An 18971-nucleotide genomic window follows, 5' to 3' on the forward strand; every position below is an offset into this window, starting at 1 on the left:
TGTTGTTGGAGCTTCCGTTGTTGTTGGAGCTTCCGTTGTTGTTGGTTGTGCAACTTTTCTGTACCAGTGGATACGATTTCCTTCACGGTCTTTTTCTGTACTTACAAATTTATATCCATCAATCTCAGCTGGGTCTTTCCACCCTTTGTCAGTTGCTTTGATTGATTCTTTTGTATCGATATCTTTGTACTCTGTCACTAATGCATCAAGTACTAATTGTGCACTTGCAGAGTCACTAATAATACGGTAAATATAAACTCCTTTTGCGTTTTTACCATCAACTGTAGCCGTTGCAACTGTTGAAACATCGTATTGCATTTTTTCGATATCAATCTTAGATTTGTCAATAATATTCACACGGTCTTTACCGACAACGAAGAATACTCCTAATTCTTTTGGAACGTCTCCTGAAATCATTTCAAACGTGATTTTCTTAGCTGTAATAGAAGTGACTTTGAATTTTGGCTCTACACCAGTAGGGAACATATAAGCTCCATATTGGTTTACACTAAATGAACTATATACTGGCAAGATAAAATAAGAATTAAATGTATCTCCAACTTTAAGTGCAGTATTTCCACTTGTTTTCCACTCAATTCCTGAAGCATCATTGAATTCTAATTCAACGGTTGTTCCAACTTTCATTCCTTCTCTTCCACGAACTTGGAGTTCTGTTTTTGTTTCATATGATCCATCTTTGTTGAACTTAATCGTATTACCTGCACGTGTTAAGTTAATTGAGTTTGTCTCAGTTGCAAATTTATCAACTTTTGGAATATCTACTGTACTTGTTACAGAAGAATTACCCACTTTAATCACTTGATTTAAAGTATAGTCTTTATTAGCGATAACTGCACCATTATAGGCGTTATCTGATTTAATCTGGAACTGTGCTTGTTTCAACACATCAGGTTTTACCGCTTCAACAGCTTTTGAAAATGTAATTTTTAAAGTAATACGTAATGATTCTAATTCAGCTTGTTCCATTTGAGCTTTGTCATTCGAACCTTGACGAGCTTTATTGATGTTCTCAAAGGATACAATTGAGATAGTCCCAATTTTCTTTCCTTCATAAATTACATCTTTTCCATTTAACGAACTTAATACCCCAACGTTTTCTAATGTAACCGTTACGTAGTCGCCTTCTTTCACGTCATCATCAGTTAAAGATACAGCGATATCTACGTCTGTGAAGTATTCATAGTTCTTAATACCATGGTTTTTAATAGTTCCAGTTACTTTTGCACTGGCTTCTTTAGCAGCACGCGTTGGGGCCGCAGTTGTAGCTTCAGTTGTTGCTGCAACAGTAGTAGATTCTGTAGTCGTTGTTGCATCTTCGGCAAAAACAGATTTATTTGCTTGAAATGCTGTTAACAAAACACCGCATGACGAGATTGCTAAAATAAGTTTTCCAATTTTACGAATTGATTGTTCTTTTTTCATCCAATCTTTCCTCCATAAACACTTTAGTTAGAATTATTCTACTATAACTATATAATTTTTTCAACTAAACAATTCACAATTAATTCGAAAATTGTTTTCATAATTTTCATTTGTTTTCAAAAAAGAACAGTAGCTGAATACTACTGCTCTTCTCCATTTTCAATCTTGTTTTTAAAGATAAAATACGCAATCATGAGTGGGACCATCGATCCAAACCACGCCATTGGGTTGGCAACAGTTGCTCCGACGAAGCCGTACATATTTGAAAGAACCACTGCAGCTACAGAACGCATGATGAGTTCCATAATACCTGCAAGTGTTGGCGTAAAAGTTTTTCCAACTCCTTGTAAGGTATATCGATAAATAAAGAGTAATGAAAGGAAACTATACGTTGTTCCATTCGTCAGGAAGAATAGTCGTCCTAACTCTACAACATCCTCGTGTCCTTCTCCGACGAAGGCACGAATGAAAATTGGGCTAAAGACATTTAGAATAAACCCCATTACAACTGCAAATGTCAACGATAATTTGATACACTCCCGTACGCCTAGCCAGATACGATCGTATTTCTTCGCACCAAAGTTTTGCGCTGAATAGGTAGCCATCGTAACTCCAAATGACATCATTGGAAGAATCGCTAACTGGTCAATCTTTTGTGCTGCTGTGTGTGCCGCAACCGAAGTCGGTCCTAACTGATTTAATGCAATTTGAACCATAATCGTTCCAATCGCAATAATCGAAGCTTGAAACGCCATTGGGAATGAAATACGACAATGTTCTCGAATATTTTTCTGTGTCGCCACTAAGTCCTCTTTCGTTAATCTTAACACTGGTATTTTCTTCCAAATATACACCACACAGGCAATTGCTGAGAAGATTTGAGACACAACCGTCGCATATCCTGCTCCCTCTACTCCCATTCCTAATCCAGCAATAAATACGAAATCCAAAACAATATTCATAATGCATGCTACAACAAGGAAATATAAAGGAGTTTTTGCATCCCCAATCGAACGGAAAATATTCGATAGTAAATTATAGGCCATTGAGGAGAAAATACCCCCAAAGATGACCATTAAATAATCATAAGCTCCATCAATAATCTCGGATGGTGTCTGCATGATTTCTAAAATCTGACGACAGAAAATCATACTCAAAGCCGTTAGAACAATTGCCACAACAAGTGAAATCAAAATGGACACATAAAAACTATGCTTTACGCCTTTATAATCCTTCGCGCCAAATCGTTGCGCTAATGGAATCGCAAGACCTGCTGTTAAACCAGTCGCAAACCCGATAATCAAGAAGACAATACTTCCGGTAGAACCAACTGACGCTAGTGCATTCACTCCTATGGTACGACCTACGATAAAAGTATCTGCCATATTGTATAATTGTTGGAATAAATTTCCGATTAACAGCGGAATGGTAAAATTCCAAATTAATTTCAACGGTTTTCCACTTGTCATATCTTTTGCCATTAGACACCCTCCTCTTCAAAAAATTAGCAAGTAATAGTATAAAACATTCAAATGAAATTGAACAGTAGTTTTGAAAAATTTCTTTTAAGAAAACGTCTTCTATGCTAAAATAGGACTGAAAAGAGGCGAATGTTATGGCAGATTTTGATAAAAAAAGAATTGCAAAAATGCAACAATACTTAACAGATGTAACAGACCCTGAATTTAAAGGGAGCGCCACCGACAGAAATGTCGCCATGGCCGAATTATTCAATTACTATCATTCAGATTGGAAAGCTGATGCAAGTCACTTCGTCGATCAAAACCTTGAACTCTTCGACGACGAAAAAATGCAAATGCTCTTCAGAAACTCAAATGCGGGCCGCAAATCCCCCCACACCATCATCCGACAAGAGTCTAAAAGTAAGTATAAGAGACCAATGCGACCGGGGGAAGACTAAACAGGATACGAGACCGAGCGCTCAGAAATGGAACGTTGGACTGGAACACCGGAAGGAACGTGAAACGTTCTGCGGATGTTTCAGGAAACGCACGCCATTTCTGCGAGGTCGAGTTCAACTACAAGGATGTGAGCCCATCTTCTATCCCCAAACTTTATTTAACTTATTGCACCAAAAAATCCCCACATCTGTGGGGATTTTTCCTTATCTAATACCTAACGCAATTCTTGCATAACGTGACATTCTATCTGGACTCCATGCTGGATACCAAACGAGTTTCACATCGATTGTCTTCACTTCTTCAATCTCAGCTAGAGCACGATGAATTTCATCAGTAATAATATCTGCTAGGGGACATCCCATTGTTGTCAAAGTCATATCCACTTGGCAATGCCCTTCTTCGTTTAAATCCACTCGGTAAATCAGTCCAAGATTGACGATATCAATTCCAAGTTCTGGGTCAATTACCGTTTCTAAGGCTTCTAGAATCTTCTCTTGCATTGCTTCTGCTGCACTTTTATTTTCTTCTGTCATCTTCTACTCTCCTATTGAAATACTCTTTGGAAAAAGTCGGCTACTTCTTCAAAAATCTGATGCGGTACACGGTGACCTTCACCAGGTGTTTCATGCCATTCTACATTTTTCGCATATGGTTCGTCTTTAATTGTTTCATAAAATTCTTTATTTAATTCATACGGTACTTTATCATCTGCAGTTCCATGCCATAAGAATAATGGACGCCCATGAATATGTTCAGGGTGTTTAGCAAGCGCCATTGCATCTAAGAAAGCTTTATTCTTTTCAATTTCTGCTTCTAATGCTTCACATTGCTCCTGCGTTGCCCCTGTCATCCAAATCGATGAAATTGTCCATTTAGCAAAACGAGCAGGATCCGCATTACCCATTAAACTTGCCGCTGCTGTAATATCTGGATATTGATTGAATAAGGCATATGTTGAAATACCACCCATACTCAATCCAGACACGCCGAATTTCGTTTCATCTAACAGCCCACGACTTCTGAATTCTTCTTTTAAAATAGGAAGTTCTTTAATGTTATTGGCTACAATTTCCCAGATTTCGCCACCAATCAGACGAACTCCACGGTCTCCGTGTAAGTGTTGGTCTGGTAAAACAGCACGCATTCCACGTTTAGCTAACTCTACTCCAATCGTTACGACACGGTCTTTACTTCCTGTCCAACCATGGTAAAACACAACGATTGGAAGCACTTGGTCTTTCAACGATGCATCTACGACTTCAGCGTACGGGATTCCATTTACTTCACGATAATCAATTTGAATCATAACTTCCTCTTTCTTATTTCATCTAAAATATGGTAAACTTATACAGATATTGTACTTGATGGAAACTTTGAAAACAAGTTTCCGCTTTTAGAAAATCACTTTGAAAGGAGAAAGAATGGAAAAGAAACTCATTGCTATCGACCTTGATGGAACTACATTAAACAACAACTCAGAACTGACACAAGAAACAATCGACACCCTTCATGCCGTGAAAAACTTAGGTCATGAAGTGGCCATTGTCACTGGTCGCCCTTACCGTAATTCAAAACAATATTACGATCAGCTAAACCTTGGTGGCCCAATCGCAAACTTTAACGGTGCTCTCTGTCATATTCCAGGAATGCCTGAATGGGATGGAAAATACCACATCACATTGGATTCAGAATTCGTACTCGATTTAGTGGCCTTTAACAAGACTCTTCCTGTTGACTACTTAATGGTCGAAGGAACCGAGCTTGTGTATTCAGATATGGAGGAACTTCCGGAGTGTCCGTATTATCCAAAAGACCAAAAACCAATCGTTATTGGGAAAGATACAAAACTGCAAGAACAACCAACTGCTGTAGCGCTCTTCTCGGATATTGAGAAACAACCAGAGATTAAATCAAAAATCTTAGACCGCTATGATAACGACATTGAAATCCGTACTTGGGGCGGTAGCTTCCCATGTTTAGAAGTGATTTCACCTGGCATTCATAAGGCTAAAGCTCTTGAGCATTTATCTCGTTACTACGGCATTAAACAAGAAAACATTCTTGCCTTTGGTGACGAAGACAACGATATGGAAATGATTGAATACGCAGGTCACGGTGTTGCCATGAAAAATGGAATTGATGAATTGAAAAACATCGCAAATGCGATTACTCCATTTACGAATGATGAAAATGGATTGGCGAAATATTTGAAAGAATACTTTAATCTAAAAGGCGCTTAAGAAAAAACGATAAGGTTACAGACAACATCGTCTATACACCTTATCGTTTTTTATTTTGCTAAATAGACTGAAATAAATTGACTCACAATCGTGAAGTAAACCAAAACGGATGTTAAGTCGTTGACGGTTGTAATAAATGGTCCGCTGGCAATGGATGGATCAAAGTTAAATTTCTCCAACGCGAATGGAATACAAGTCCCTGTCAATGCGGCTACGAAAATCGAAGCGAACATCGCAAATCCGATAATCCCACCAAGCACAATATTCCCTAGCCATAGACTCACAATTCCAAACACAACTACCCCAGAAATCAATCCGATACCAAGACCGGTTGTCCCCTCTTGCACGAGTACTTTCCAGAAAGATTGTTCTTCCTCATGAAGCCCAATCTTTCGAATCGCTACCGCAAGAGATTGCGTACCGGTATTTCCGGCAGTACCAGTAATTAATGTAATAAAGATTGCAAAAATACTTGCCTGTTGAATTAACGGCTCATATTGTCTGAAAAGGAACGCCGTCACAGTTCCCATAATGAGAAGGGTCATAATTCCTGGCAAGCGGTTGACAATCCCTGCCCACACGCCTTGGTGCGCTTCATCAACGTTTACCCCAGCAAGACCTGAATAGTCACTGGTTGCTTCTTCTTCGATAACATCCAACGCATCATCGACGGTGATAATCCCAACTAATGTATTCGTATCATCGACTACTGGAATGGCAAGGAAGTCATAGTCCTTAATCGTTTGGGCTACTTCTTCTTGCGCATCATTCACGTGCACGGTTACGACACGGTCAATCATGATATCTTTGACGAGTTTTTCGTCTGGTTTCACGATTAAGTCTTTTAGCGTGAGAATCCCTGTTAAATGATTTTCATCGTCTGTCACATATACATAGTAGATTGTTTCAGCGTCTTCGGCGAAACGTTTTACCGTTGCCATCGCTGTTTTTAAGGTATCTGATTCACGCACGGCGATAAATTCAGTTGTCATCATCGCCCCTGCAGTTTCGTCTTCATAGTTTAATAATTGACGGAGTTCACTTGCCGTTTTATGTGGCATCAAGCGTAAATAAGTGCGGACATTTTCTTCCCCTACTTGCTTTAGCACGTCTACTGCATTATCGGAATACATTTCCGCAATCATTCGTGAGACATAAGCTTCGTCCATTTCACTTAAATATTTTTCAACGTCTTCTACATCTTCTTCTAATAGTTCGAACACCATTGCCATTTCTTCAGGAGTCAGAAATTGGTAGGCTAATTTACGTTCTTCCAGCGTTAAACTTAAATAAATTTGCGCTTGGTCGTACGTATGATTCTCAAAGAAAATCTCACGGAATTGTTGCTTATCTTCCGTAGCCAAGGTGTGCTGAATTTGCTCTAAAATATCTTCAAATTCATATACGATTTCGCTCAATGGTGATTCTCCTCTCTTTATTGCTTGTGAGCTTTAATCCACTCGTCCATATCTTTAGGCAGTGGTGCCACAATGGTAATTTCTTTTTTCGTCATTGGATGAATAAACGTGAGTGAGTGACAATGCAAGGCTTGACGGTCTAATATCTCGTCTTTTACCCCACCGTATAAATCATCTCCAACAAGTGGTGCCCCTAGCCATGAGAAATGAACACGAATCTGATGCGTGCGCCCAGTGTGCAATAAAATCTCGACAAGGTTCGCTCCAACAAGCGTTTCTTTCTTCCAATATTCGGTTAGCGATGGTTTTCCATCTTCTGATACACAACGATTAATAATCGACCCTTCATGTCGACCAATCGGTGCATCAATCATGCCATGTTCTTCTAGCGCAGCTGTATCATGTACTATCGCTAAATACTTCTTCTGAATTGTTTTATCTCGTAAGGCTTGGTCCATCCATGCATGTACAACGCGATGCTTGGCAAACATCATCACTCCCGTTGTATCACGGTCAAGACGCGTTACCACATGAGTAATTTGGTCTGCATAGCCACGACGTTTATAATACCCTTTTACACGATTGGCCATGGAATGGTCCGGGTGCAATTTCGACGGAATCGAAGCCGTCCCTACAGGCTTATTGATAATGAGTAAATAATCATCCTCATACAAAATATCAATCGGCACTTCGCTTGGAATCACGGTCTCATGTTCTCCAGACGGTGGAATGACCATCGTTAGCACATCGCCAGGCTGAAGCGTCTTTAAGACAATCTCATGACGCCCATTAACAAGAAGGTCTCCATGCGTTTTCACATGGGCAAGAAATGTTCTTGAAATCCCGACTTCTTGCAAGAAAGACCGCATCATCATCGGATACTCGTATGGGTAATTCCACGTTAAAATCAACGGACTTCCTCATTTCCACGACAGTTCACTTCACGCGAACCGATAAACGCATCTTCCACACGATCCCAGAACGGTGTATGACGGTACGCCGCAAATGAAATGCGCTCCCCACTAATTTGTAATTGAATTTCTTCAATTTCATTGGCATCATACGTTAAATGGTCAATCGCCATCACCATGCCCTCTTTACTTTCAGGACGCAGTGTTAAGACATTATCTTTAGCAAAAATCATTGGCGAACTAAGTGTACGATACACACGATTATTGATTGACGCCATTTCAGTCATCTGCATCACTTCTGCACGCGGATGAACAACGGCTCCCCCTAGAGACTTGCTAAGGCCTGTTGACCCAGTTGGTGTCGCCACACAAAGCCCATCTCCACGAAAGTTCTCGAACAACTCGCCATTAATATACACTTCGCATAAAAGCGTGCCATTTACTTTACGCAATGTCGCCTCATTCAAGGCTGCGTAGCGAACAACATCTCCGCTCTTAAATTTCACATTCACATCGAGCAATGGATAGCTCACACGCTCTCCCTTGTCTTGTTTCAACGACTCGATTAATTGATCCACTTCGAAGTTGCGCCAATCCGTATAGAAACCTAAGTGACCCGTATGGATGGCCACAAAACGAATACTATCTAGTTGATCGCGGTAACGGTGAAAGGCGCCTAAAAGCGTTCCGTCTCCACCAACTGTAATCACCACATCCGGATGCTCATCATCACGCACAAAACAGCCTTCTTGGCATAAGCGGTCGAAGGTATTCATGACTTCTTTTGTTTTTTCTGTTTGATTTCCGTATAAACCGACTTTCATCATGATTCCCTCCGTTTCTTACGTTTACGCTGATTTTCTTTATTAATCGCAAAAATATATTGCGCTTCTTGAATCTCTTCTCGTATTTGAGACATCTCTTCATCAAGCAAGAACGCTGCTTCTGCTGCACGTTCCAAACGCTCATGAATCGTATCAGGGAATTCCCCTTTATATTTATAGTTCAATGAGTGTTCAATCGTTGCCCAGAAATTCATCGCCAATGTACGAATTTGAATTTCCACAAGAATTTTTGTTTCTCCTTCGATTCGTTGCACCGGATATTCCAATACGATATGGTACGAACGATAGCCACTCGCTTTTTTATTTTGAATATAGTCACGTTCGATCACGATATCAAAGTCATTACGCTGACGAATCAGGCGAACCACTTCATAAATATCATCGACGAACTGACACATAATGCGAAGCCCTGCAATATCTTGTACTCCTTCAAGGAATTCTTCTCTAGGAATATTACGAACTTGCATCTTTTCTACAATACTCTCTGGAGTCTTCACACGGCCCGTGATAAATTCAATCGGTGCGTGCTTTCCTTCCTGACGATACTGGCGTCTAATTCCCTTTAATTTAATTTTTAATTCCTCTATTGCTTGATAATACGGAGCTAGAAAGGCTTCCCAGTCTTCTACTAGGGGTGTTTCCCATGTTTCCATATTTTCACCTACTTTTTTTCATTTCCGTTCTCTATCATACCATATTTTATAAGGAATCATGACAAATTAAGGCGATTTTTTTCAAATCTGTAATAAAATGAGCTACAATAGAACACTAAAGGAGGAACGGTTATGCCAGAAATCGAAAAAGAGTTTAAAAACTTACTGACAAAAGAACAATACGACGCACTCGTAAACGACTATAAAGAAGTCTTTACAAAAGACGTTACGCAGACCAATAGCTACTACGACTATGAAGGTCTCCTCCAAGAGCATAAAATGGCGCTTCGCATTCGCATCGTCGAAGGAAAAGAAACCGGCGAAATCACACTAAAGATTCCTCAAAGTAGCTTAGAGGTGCTAGAATATACCGAAGTCCTTCCGGTAGACATTCTGAATGCGTATAATCATGACAAACAATTCACGCTTCCAACTTCGCTTCAGGAAGCATTGGAAGATAAAGGCATTACAATTCAAACCGTGAATCAAACGGCCCTTCTTACAACGCATCGCTTAGAAGGTGCCCTCTCTGAGAATGAATGGCTTGTTCTAGACGAGAGTCATTATAACGGCAAGGTCGACTTTGAGATGGAAATGGAAGTTCGTAGTCTCGAACTCGGCGAACCGATATTCTTAGGCATTTTGGCTAAATATAATATCATAAGATACCAAGCCGAAAGCAAAATTAAACGTGCATTGTCCACGAGATGAGTACAAACGTCACGCGTTGTGCAAATTATTCTGACATTTCAACGAACTATGTTACAATGATGTTACAAAGTTAGTTAGGGAACAGGGGTGTAGGATTTTGAGTACTTCAAAAACAAAGAATCTATCAGAACGCACTTCACACGAAAAGATTTTCGAATTATATTTATTCGTGAATCCATTGGGATCATATTGTTATCGCTGTGAAAATGAACTATTAAAATTTGTTCGTAATTCTGAGTTTAAGGTACATTACCAATTCGTAACGTTTCATAATTTACAAACGGTTGATCAATATATGAAAAACCAAAAGTTAGATGAAACGGATTTAGATTTAAGAAACGAAATCTATACTAGAATTTATGATGCGGCTCTTTCTTATAAAGCTGCCCTCTTACAAGGAAAACGTCCAGGTCGTCAATTCTTATTTGAATTGCAACACCAAATTCATCATCACAATCGTAACTACAGCAAAGAGTTATTAGATGAAATTTTAGATAATATTGAAATTGATAAGAAAATGTTTTACGAAGATAAAGCAAGTGCTGCTGTGAAAACCGCGTACGACCGCGACTTACAAATCGCCCAAGAGATGAATGTAACGCACACTCCTTCTCTTGTCATCTTCGATAATTCAAATCATTCTTATGGAATCTTACTGGCCAACAGTATTACGGCGGATACCATTAGTGAAATTTGTAATGGTGAGCCTCTTCCTGAATGCCCAGAAGTCAAACGACTTGTAGAAGTTCGCTCACGCCACAACTTAGCAAAAGTCGTGAATATGAATCGTTAAACGAATTAAACTCCTCCATTTGGAGGAGTTTTCTTTATATACTCTAATATAACAAAACAACTCCGAGAGTTCTTACTCTCGGAGTTTGTTTTGTTATTCGCTCATTAGCGCTTCTAATTGAGATAGACGTTTTTCGAATACGTCGAATGCGTCGTATAAGTAGTCTTTCTTCGTCATGTCTACGCCGGCTTTTTTCATTACTTCGATTGGAGCGTCGCTGCGTCCTGCACGTAAGTAGTTTAAGTAAGCTTCTAAATCTTCTGGAGTTCCATGTAAGATTTTATCTGATAAAGCAGTTGCTGCAGCCATACCAGTTGCGTATTGGAATACGTAGTAGTTCATGTAGAAGTGAGGGATACGTGCCCATTCGTATGCGATTTGTTCATCTTGGATGACATTTGCATAGTATTTCGCGTTGATTTCACCATACACTTTTGCGATTGATTCTTGTGTTAATGGTTGGCCTTCTTGGTCCATTACGTGAATCTTATGTTCGAATTCCGCAAATTGTGTTTGACGGAAAATTGTTGATTTGAAGCGGTGTAAATAGTTATTTAAGATATATTTTTGCGCTTCTTTATCTGTATGTTTCTTCAACAAGTAATCTGTTAAGATGTTTTCGTTTGTTGTAGAAGCAATTTCTGCTAAGAAGATTGAGTAATCTCCGTATTGTTTTGGTTGAGTGTTACGAGTGAAGTAGCTGTGTGCACTGTGTCCTAACTCGTGAACTAATGTGAAGAAGTTTGATAATTCATCATGCCAGTTCAATAGGATGTATGGTGCAGTTGAGTATGCCCCACTTGAATATCCACCGCTGCGTTTACCGATGTTTTCGGCAACGTCGATCCAACGATCTGCGTAAGCTTTCTTCATGATTTCGTGGTACTCTTCCCCAAGAGGTTTCAAGGCTTCCACACTTGCTAGAGAAGCTTCTTGGTAGTTGTATTTAATTGGAGCGTCTCCTGTGATTGGTACGTATAAATCATACATATGCAATTCATCTAAGCCTAATGCTTTTTGTTGTAATGCAGTGTAACGGTGTAACAATGGTAATTTTTCATTCACCACTTCTACTAAAGCATCGTATACTTCTTCAGGAACTTGGTTTGAAGCAAGTGCTGCTTGGCGTGCTGAGTCATAGTTATGAACTAAAGCGCTGAAGTTGTGTCCTTTCACTTCTGTACCAAGAGTGCTTGCGAATGTATTTTTCAAGTTGATGTAAGGTTTGTATAATGTTTCGAATGCTTCCTTACGAACATCTTGGTTTTTAGACTCGATATATACTGAGTAGTTTCCGTTTGTCAATTCAACTTTTTCGCCATCTTCAGTTGTGATTTCGTCAAACTTGATATCAGCGTTATTTAATAAGTTGAAAGTTTTGCTTGCGCCTTGGAATACTTCACTAGCTTTTGATAGTAAAGCTTCTTCTTTATCTGAAAGCACGTGACCTTTTTTAATACGCGCTGTTTCTAATAAGACACGGAAGTCTTCTAGGCCTGGTTCTTGTTTGAAATACTCTTCGAACTCTTCATCAGATAATGCTAAAATTGCTGGAGCAAACCATGCTGAAGCACCTGAGAATTCAATGTATGTTGAGAACGCACGTTGATTTAAGACTTGGTTTTCGTTATTTGAAGTATCTTGGTCAGCTTTTAAATGTGAGTAAACATAAGCTGTTTCAATCTTATCATCTACTACGTTTAAAAGATTTAAGAATGCTAATAATGATTCTCCGTCTTTAAGTGCTGTGTCTTTTGCAGCGGCAACTGCTGGAATTTGTGATTTAACAAATTCTAAGTCTTTTTCAAATCCTTCGTTAGATTCGTAAATTGCGGAAAGGTCCCAAGTTAATTCCACTGGAACTTCTTCACGTCTTAATGGTTTTTTATTGGCCATTATAATCCCTACTTTCTAAAAAGTTGATAGTCCTAGTGTACTATGAAATGGATGCTTTTAAAAGGGTTTGAACCCATTTTTACACAAAAAAGAGACCAAATGAACCCTTTTTGATTCATCTGGTCTCTTCTATTAATCTTCTAAGAATGTGGCTTTATCTAAGCTATCAGTGCCGATAATCGCTACAAGAACAACATCTTCACGAATAAGGAAATCCGCAAACACTTTTGTATTTAAAGATTCATCCTTTCCTTCACGATATCCGATTAAGTTTAAATCATAATCTTTACGTAAGTCTAAATCACTTAGTTGTTTGCCAACCCATGATTTTGGAGGATAAAATTCCACAAGAGAAATATTGCCATCGAGTGCAATCACTTCAGCCAATTTATGGTGAAGGATATTCTTCACGAGACGAATTCCAGTTTCTTTTTCTGGGTTCACGACACGTTGCGCACCCATCTTCGTTAAGATTTCAGTCGTCGTACGGCTTTTTGCTTTAGCAATAATTTCTGGAACCCCAAGACGCGTACAATGCATCACGGCTAGAATACTCGCTTCTAAACTAGAACCTGTAGCTACCACTACTGTATCGCAATCGCCAATTCCGATTTCTTTTAAGACATCTTCGTCTGTAACATCGGCAATCACGGCCTTTGTTACAAGCGGTTCGATACGATTCACGTTCACTTCATCACGGTCAACGGCAATAATGTCGCAATCATATTCACTAAGCTGTTTGGCAATCGTCATCCCAAACACACCTAGTCCTAAAATACCAACTGTTTTTCTCATCACAATTCCTACTTTCTATCCAATTAATAATGGTGCTTTCGCATACTTCATGTCGAGCGCTTTGTTCTTTCTGTTTGAGAAACTTAATAGAACGGTTAATGGTCCGATACGGCCAATAAACATCAACAACATAATAATAATCTTTCCTAGGAAGGATAAGGTTGGTGTTAAATTCGCCGTTACCCCTACTGTACATACCGCTGAGATCGTTTCAAATAAAGTATATAACAGTGGCGCATCTGGGTCCGTTAAACTGAGTAAGAACACACTACCTAAAATAAGTGTTGTAAACACGATAAAAATCGTTAACGCTTTTCTCGCCATCTCTTGCGAAATGCGGTGGTTTCTAAATTGAATCATTCTTTGATCGTACACTTCTGAACGAATGAATAAGAGAACCACTAAGAAGGTTGTCGTCTTCACCCCACCGGCAGTCCCACCAGGAGAACCTCCGATAAGCATTTGGATGCAATAAAGAAGAAGGCTCGTTGGATGTGCGGTTGTATAATCGATTGTCGCAAATCCAGCCGTTCTCATTGTTACCGTTTGGAAGAAGCATACGAGTACCTTATCGAAAAATGGAAGATTCGCAATGGTATCCGGATTATTCCATTCGGTTAATAACGTTAAAACCGTTCCACTAAGAAGAATAATCCCCGTCAACCAAAGAACAATCTTTGTATGGTAATGCAATCGACGATAGAATGATTTTTTCTTTTTGCTCTTTGTCGACCCTCTCATAGCTAAATAACTATTTTTGATATCAAACCAAACAGAAAAACCAATCCCACCAAGAATAATAAGAGCCGCAATCACTAAGTTTAAGAGCGGATCTGTCGCGTAGTTAATAAGGCTGTTCGAGCCTAGGTTATCAAATCCCGCATTACAAAACGCAGAAATCGCAAAGAAGAAGGCGGTGAAGATTCCTTTTCCAGTTCCTAGTTCCGGAACGAAACGGAATGATAGAATGACAGCCGCAACAAATTCAATAAAGAAAGTATATTTAAAAATGGTCGTTAAATACTTCTTGAAATCCTGACCATCATCGCGGTTTAAACTATCTTGCAAGGCTAGTTTGCTAACGAGTGACATCTTTTTCCCCGCATCATAGAGGAAAAAGGCAATAATACTCATTAATCCTAATCCACCGATTTGCATTAAAATCATACAAATGACTTGTCCAAAAGTATTGTACGTTTCTGCGACTGGTTGCGTCGATAGCCCGGTTACACATACCATCGATACGGTTGTAAATAAATGGTCAAAATACGAAGCCTTTGACGTTGCCAGTTGCGAAATTGGCAAATTGAGTAGTAATGATCCCACTAAAATCACAATGGCAAAACTGGCCGCAATGCGTTTTGGAATGGAATCTTTAAATAAGAAACGAATCATCTTCGTCCCTCCTGTCCTAATCAAAAATAATGTGCCCAAAATAAAAAGAGCAGAATATATCGATATTCTACTCTTCCTATCGGTTAAATACAACCGTTACTATTTAATTTTGAGATGAGTGAAAAATTATTCCACCACTTTATATTCTTTTGTTTCACCAAAAAACTCATCATATAAAGCACGGATGGCTTTCTTTTCGTATTGGTCTAAAATACCAAACATCATTGAAACCTCAGATACCCCTTGGTTATATAATTCGATATTGATTTGAGTACGAGCAAGAGTTGAAGCCACACGAGCCGTTGTACCGACCATGTTGACCATCCCTTCCCCTACTAACATAATCAAGCAGAGTCCACGCATATAGTGCGCATCATCCACGTCTAATTCCGCATAGAAACGTTCCACAATCCCATCGAGTTGCTCGTCAGTTGCATCTTCCCCACGGATAATAATTGTCGCATCATCAATCCCTGTTGGAATATGTTCGATTGAAATGCCTTCTTCTTCAAAAATTGTCAATAATTTACGAAGGAACCCAATCTCATGGTTCATCAAGTATTTCTTCACGTAAATACTTACGAAGCCTGGTGAACTTGCAATCCCTGAGATAACATTTGGAGAAGTAACCTTCCCTTTCATAATGTAAGTTCCGCTTGCTTCTGGGTTATTCGTATTGCACACGTGCACTGGAATTCCTTTCTTAATAGAAGGAAGAAGTGCTTCTGTGTGGAATACTGAGAATCCGGCATATGATAACTCACGCATTTCTGTATAAGACAACACATCGATTGCATGGGGTTTATGCACGATTTTTGGACTCGCTACATAGATGGCATCCACGTCTGTAAAATTCTCGTACTCTTCGGCGTTCACGGCATTAGCTAAAATCGAACCTGTAATATCAGATCCACCACGTGAGAATGTCACAACATTCCCTTCTTTTGTCACACCGTAGAATCCTGGAAATACAATCACTTCATTTGTTAATTGTAGATACTCTAATTCATGGTAGCTTTCTTCTAAGACACGTGCTTCCCCTGGAGTGTCGCTCACCCAAAGTTTTGCTTCGCGAGGGCCCACATATTTAGCCGCAAGACCTTCTTGGTTGAAGTATGACGCAATTAAGCGTGCGTTTAAGTCTTCCCCGCTTGCTTTATACGCATCCATTAAATATTCAGGAGCTAAGTCGTTTCTTTCTTTTAAGTTTTTAAAATGAATACGAACGAGTTCAAATACTTCTGGTTTTAATTCTAATTCATCACAAATTTCTTTATAACGTACTAAGATTTTCTTTAAGACTTCTTCATCATAATTCCCTTCAATATGAGAAGTTGCTAATTGGATTAGAAGGTCTGTTACTTTTTCATCGTCTGACGTACGTTTTCCTGGGGCTGACACCACCACGATTTTACGTTTTTCATCAGCTTTTACGATATTAAAGACCTTTCTTAATTGAGTGGCATTTGCTAAAGAGCTTCCACCAAATTTGATTACTTTCATATGACACTTCCTTATTTTTTCAATGGTACTAGACTACCAAATTAATGAAAAGAACGCAACACATTTCCACTAATCGAATACATTTGTCCGCGAAACGAAAACAGTCTCGAAAACTTGTATTTATTTATAGAGTTTGTTAGGCTTAAGGAAAATAAATAAAGGAGGTCACATCATGTCAAAAATGTTACATACTTGTGTCCGTGTTCAAAATCTAGAAGAAAGCATTCGTTTCTACGAAGAAGCATTTGGTTTTAAAGAAACTCACAGAAAAGACTTCCCAGAACACAAATTCACAATCGTTTACTTAGCATTCGAAGGTGACGATTACGAATTAGAATTAACATATAACTACGGCCACGGCCCTTACGAAATCGGCGACGGATATGGTCATATCGCTATCAGCGCTAAAGACCTAGAAGCTCTTCACGCTGAACACATTGCGAAAGGCTATGACGTTACAGAATTAAAAGGTTTACCAGGACATCCTGCAAACTACTATTTCGTAAAAGACTTAGATGGATATAAAATCGAAGTGATCCGCGAAAAATAGTTCATACATGACATTCCACACACCCTCTGCTATAATATGTTCTATGCGATGAGGCGACACGCAGTACATAAGAGACTGCGAGTTATGTGGAACAGGCGTGCTTAGGCACACTACCGGATGTAGCTGTTTGTAGTTCGTGATGTGAACACGACCTACTCATCTGAAAAGATGCCACGCTAAGACTAGGAGTTCCTAGTCTTTTTTTATAGTAAAATTATGATACAATAACAATGAAATTTATAATTAGACATAGAAAGAGGAAGATTCATGAAACAATGTCCATTCTGTCATGAGATGATTGACGAACAAGAAACACTCTGCCCTTACTGTGGAACAGTGCAAGACGAACTATCACAACCGGTGTCAATTGAACCAAACGAAGGCGTTCAAACAGACCTTTTAGACGAAAATAACGAACCTACTCAATCGTTCACAACGAAAGTAGAAACAAGTATTCCAGAAGAAGATAATAATCGTAGCTCACAAGAAAACCGTGTGAAGAATAACCGCCTAGCCTATGCTGGTGCATGGAATAAATTCAAACGCTTCTTCACATTCTTTGGAGAACGTTTGGCACAACCGACAAATCACTACTCACGTAAGCGTCAATATAGCCGTACTTACGGATATGCATTGATTATCCTTGCGACTGTGATGTCTGCATTCGTGACAACTCACTTGATTCATTCACTGATTGGTCAATACCAATTATTCGCAGACATTTCAATCTTACCTAGCTTAACAAGCACACCAAACTATATTTGGATGTTCATTCGCTTCATCCTCTTCTACGCGGTGTTCTACCTTGGATTCCCAAGCGTATCGTATGGATTGAAACATGTCTTCCAAAAACGTCAACACGTATTTAACTACTGGTTGACACAATACGAAGGAATGAACGTTTTAGCGATTGTGTTACTAGCCGTTGCGACAGTGATGACATTTATCAGTCCAGTATGGTTATTCGTTGGAATCTTGATCGTATTCTTCGCGCACATCCTACTTTACATCGTGACATTTACGTCATCAATGTTTAAGAGCGCCACTGAATCAACGATCGATCCAATTTACTTATCACTCATTGGTTTAGTCGTACAACTGATTATCACAATCAGCTTACTCTTAATCTTATTCTAAAATACAAAAAGAAAACCCTGACCATCGCTGGTCAGGGTTATTTGTTTCTAAAATTTTATTTGAAAGAATTATTCTGTAAATTCTACAGTTACCTTTGCTTCAGAATCCATTGATGAAAATAATGTTTTATAATAATTAATTGCAGATTCTTTAATTTCACTCTTAAACTTATCTAAATACTCTGCTTGTTTATCACTAGAAAGTTGGTTAGTGACCAATTTACCAGTATCAACATCTTCTGTAGTTCCACTTAACAACTCTCCATGATTATCATACAAATTGTAAGGATTATCTTTTGAAAGTTCAACACCAATTACTTCAAATTTTGGAACGATAACCTTATATTCTTTTTCACCTATTTGTTCAACCTTTACACTACTTTTAATTCCAAATTTAGCTGTATAATTTAAGATTACTAATGCTGTTTTTCTAGAGAACGGCACATCAAACCCAAAAACTTGGGTTGTTTTTGTTTCAGTAATAATTTCATTAACTCCTGCATTCAAAAATACAACTTCATTCACTTTTTCAATACTTTCGATATTAATTGACGTTTTGATTTCTGATTTTTGTTCCTTAGGTAAGAAAAATAGCACTCCAATAGCCATAATAGCTATTAATACCACATTCAATAGAACACTAAACTTATTAAATTTCTTCTTTATATTTGTACTTCTCAATTTGCATACCTCCACTATTTTTGCTTTTCTGAAAGAAACTTCTCTTTTAATAGCATATGTAAATTTTACACACTCTAAA

Annotated in this window: 19 protein-coding genes; 6 read left to right on the forward strand and 13 right to left on the reverse strand. The window is 38.7% G+C overall.

The genetic code is table 11. The annotated features are described in order from the left end of the window. The coding region (locus ADH02_RS00210; RefSeq protein ID WP_239681707.1) for a cell wall anchor protein at positions 1-1443 on the reverse strand (1443 nt) is incomplete at its 3' end. Positions 1444-1583: 140 nt separating this feature from the next. Continuing rightward, complete coding sequence (locus ADH02_RS00215; protein ID WP_048781593.1) at positions 1584-2924, reverse strand: MATE family efflux transporter; 1341 nt, start codon at positions 2922-2924, stop codon at positions 1584-1586. A gap of 134 nt (positions 2925-3058) precedes the next feature. On the opposite strand from ADH02_RS00215, the gene ADH02_RS00220 reads away from it, so the two are divergent. Next, positions 3059-3364 carry a hypothetical protein gene (locus tag ADH02_RS00220; protein ID WP_048781595.1) on the forward strand — a complete coding sequence of 102 codons (306 nt, stop codon included), beginning with the start codon at positions 3059-3061 and terminating at the stop codon, positions 3362-3364. A 204-nt stretch (positions 3365-3568) separates the two neighbouring features. Here the strand turns inward: ADH02_RS00220 and ADH02_RS00225 are convergent, their stop codons facing one another. After that, complete coding sequence (locus ADH02_RS00225) at positions 3569-3898, reverse strand: metal-sulfur cluster assembly factor (protein WP_048781597.1); 330 nt, start codon at positions 3896-3898, stop codon at positions 3569-3571. 11 nt (positions 3899-3909) lie between these two features. Then, positions 3910-4671 (reverse strand): prolyl oligopeptidase family serine peptidase, encoded by a 762-nt coding sequence (locus ADH02_RS00230; protein ID WP_048781599.1) that lies wholly within the window; start codon positions 4669-4671, stop codon positions 3910-3912. A gap of 115 nt (positions 4672-4786) precedes the next feature. Between ADH02_RS00230 and ADH02_RS00235 the strand changes: the two genes are divergently transcribed. Continuing rightward, positions 4787-5605, forward strand: a complete 819-nt coding sequence (locus tag ADH02_RS00235; protein WP_048781601.1) for a Cof-type HAD-IIB family hydrolase — start codon at positions 4787-4789, stop codon at positions 5603-5605. 50 nt (positions 5606-5655) lie between these two features. Here ADH02_RS00235 and mgtE read toward each other — a convergent pair whose 3' ends face one another. The 4 genes from mgtE to ADH02_RS00255 are packed head-to-tail and all read right to left on the reverse strand — an operon-like array spanning position 5656 to position 9432. After that, positions 5656-7023 (reverse strand): magnesium transporter, encoded by a 1368-nt coding sequence (gene mgtE, locus ADH02_RS00240; RefSeq protein ID WP_048781603.1) that lies wholly within the window; start codon positions 7021-7023, stop codon positions 5656-5658. Positions 7024-7040: 17 nt separating this feature from the next. Then, the gene (locus ADH02_RS00245; RefSeq protein ID WP_342585575.1) at positions 7041-7934 is read right to left on the reverse strand and encodes an RluA family pseudouridine synthase; all 894 of its coding nucleotides are present in this window, start codon (positions 7932-7934) and stop codon (positions 7041-7043) included. Further along, positions 7931-8758, reverse strand: coding sequence for an NAD kinase (locus tag ADH02_RS00250; RefSeq protein WP_048781677.1), 828 nt, complete (start codon positions 8756-8758; stop codon positions 7931-7933). The genes ADH02_RS00245 and ADH02_RS00250 overlap by 4 nt, the downstream gene beginning before the upstream one ends. Then, entirely contained in the window at positions 8758-9432 is a 675-nt protein-coding gene (locus ADH02_RS00255; protein ID WP_048710851.1) for a GTP pyrophosphokinase, read from the reverse strand. Before ADH02_RS00255 ends, ADH02_RS00250 begins: the two co-directional genes overlap by 1 nt. A gap of 132 nt (positions 9433-9564) precedes the next feature. Here ADH02_RS00255 and ADH02_RS00260 point away from each other — a divergent pair, with 132 nt between their 5' ends. Both ADH02_RS00260 and ADH02_RS00265 read left to right on the forward strand, forming a co-directional pair. Beyond that, positions 9565-10143 carry a CYTH domain-containing protein gene (locus ADH02_RS00260; protein ID WP_048781605.1) on the forward strand — a complete coding sequence of 193 codons (579 nt, stop codon included), beginning with the start codon at positions 9565-9567 and terminating at the stop codon, positions 10141-10143. Between the two features lie 97 nt (positions 10144-10240). Further along, positions 10241-10936, forward strand: coding sequence for a DsbA family protein (locus ADH02_RS00265; RefSeq protein ID WP_048781607.1), 696 nt, complete (start codon positions 10241-10243; stop codon positions 10934-10936). Positions 10937-11029: 93 nt separating this feature from the next. Here the strand turns inward: ADH02_RS00265 and pepF are convergent, their stop codons facing one another. From pepF to ADH02_RS00285, 4 genes are all read right to left on the reverse strand, one after another. Further along, the gene (pepF, locus tag ADH02_RS00270) at positions 11030-12832 is read right to left on the reverse strand and encodes an oligoendopeptidase F (protein WP_048781609.1); all 1803 of its coding nucleotides are present in this window, start codon (positions 12830-12832) and stop codon (positions 11030-11032) included. Positions 12833-12964: 132 nt separating this feature from the next. Next, a complete protein-coding gene (locus ADH02_RS00275) occupies positions 12965-13627 on the reverse strand; it encodes a potassium channel family protein (RefSeq protein ID WP_048710860.1) in 663 nt (220 codons plus the stop codon). Positions 13628-13642: 15 nt separating this feature from the next. Further along, a complete protein-coding gene (locus ADH02_RS00280; RefSeq protein ID WP_048781613.1) occupies positions 13643-15022 on the reverse strand; it encodes a TrkH family potassium uptake protein in 1380 nt (459 codons plus the stop codon). 126 nt (positions 15023-15148) lie between these two features. Next, positions 15149-16525 carry an aspartate kinase gene (locus ADH02_RS00285; RefSeq protein ID WP_048781615.1) on the reverse strand — a complete coding sequence of 459 codons (1377 nt, stop codon included), beginning with the start codon at positions 16523-16525 and terminating at the stop codon, positions 15149-15151. Positions 16526-16694: 169 nt separating this feature from the next. Here ADH02_RS00285 and ADH02_RS00290 point away from each other — a divergent pair, with 169 nt between their 5' ends. After that, a complete protein-coding gene (locus ADH02_RS00290) occupies positions 16695-17075 on the forward strand; it encodes a VOC family protein (RefSeq protein ID WP_048781679.1) in 381 nt (126 codons plus the stop codon). 267 nt (positions 17076-17342) lie between these two features. After that, the gene (locus ADH02_RS00295) at positions 17343-18212 is read left to right on the forward strand and encodes a zinc ribbon domain-containing protein (protein WP_048781617.1); all 870 of its coding nucleotides are present in this window, start codon (positions 17343-17345) and stop codon (positions 18210-18212) included. A gap of 68 nt (positions 18213-18280) precedes the next feature. On the opposite strand, the gene ADH02_RS00300 is transcribed toward ADH02_RS00295, so the two are convergent. Next, a complete protein-coding gene (locus ADH02_RS00300) occupies positions 18281-18892 on the reverse strand; it encodes a DUF4230 domain-containing protein (RefSeq protein WP_239681708.1) in 612 nt (203 codons plus the stop codon). Positions 18893-18971 lie beyond the last annotated feature (79 nt).

Origin of the sequence: Streptococcus sp. 263_SSPC, assembly GCF_001071995.1 — a bacterium.
In the GTDB taxonomy this organism is placed as follows: domain Bacteria; phylum Bacillota; class Bacilli; order Lactobacillales; family Aerococcaceae; genus Granulicatella.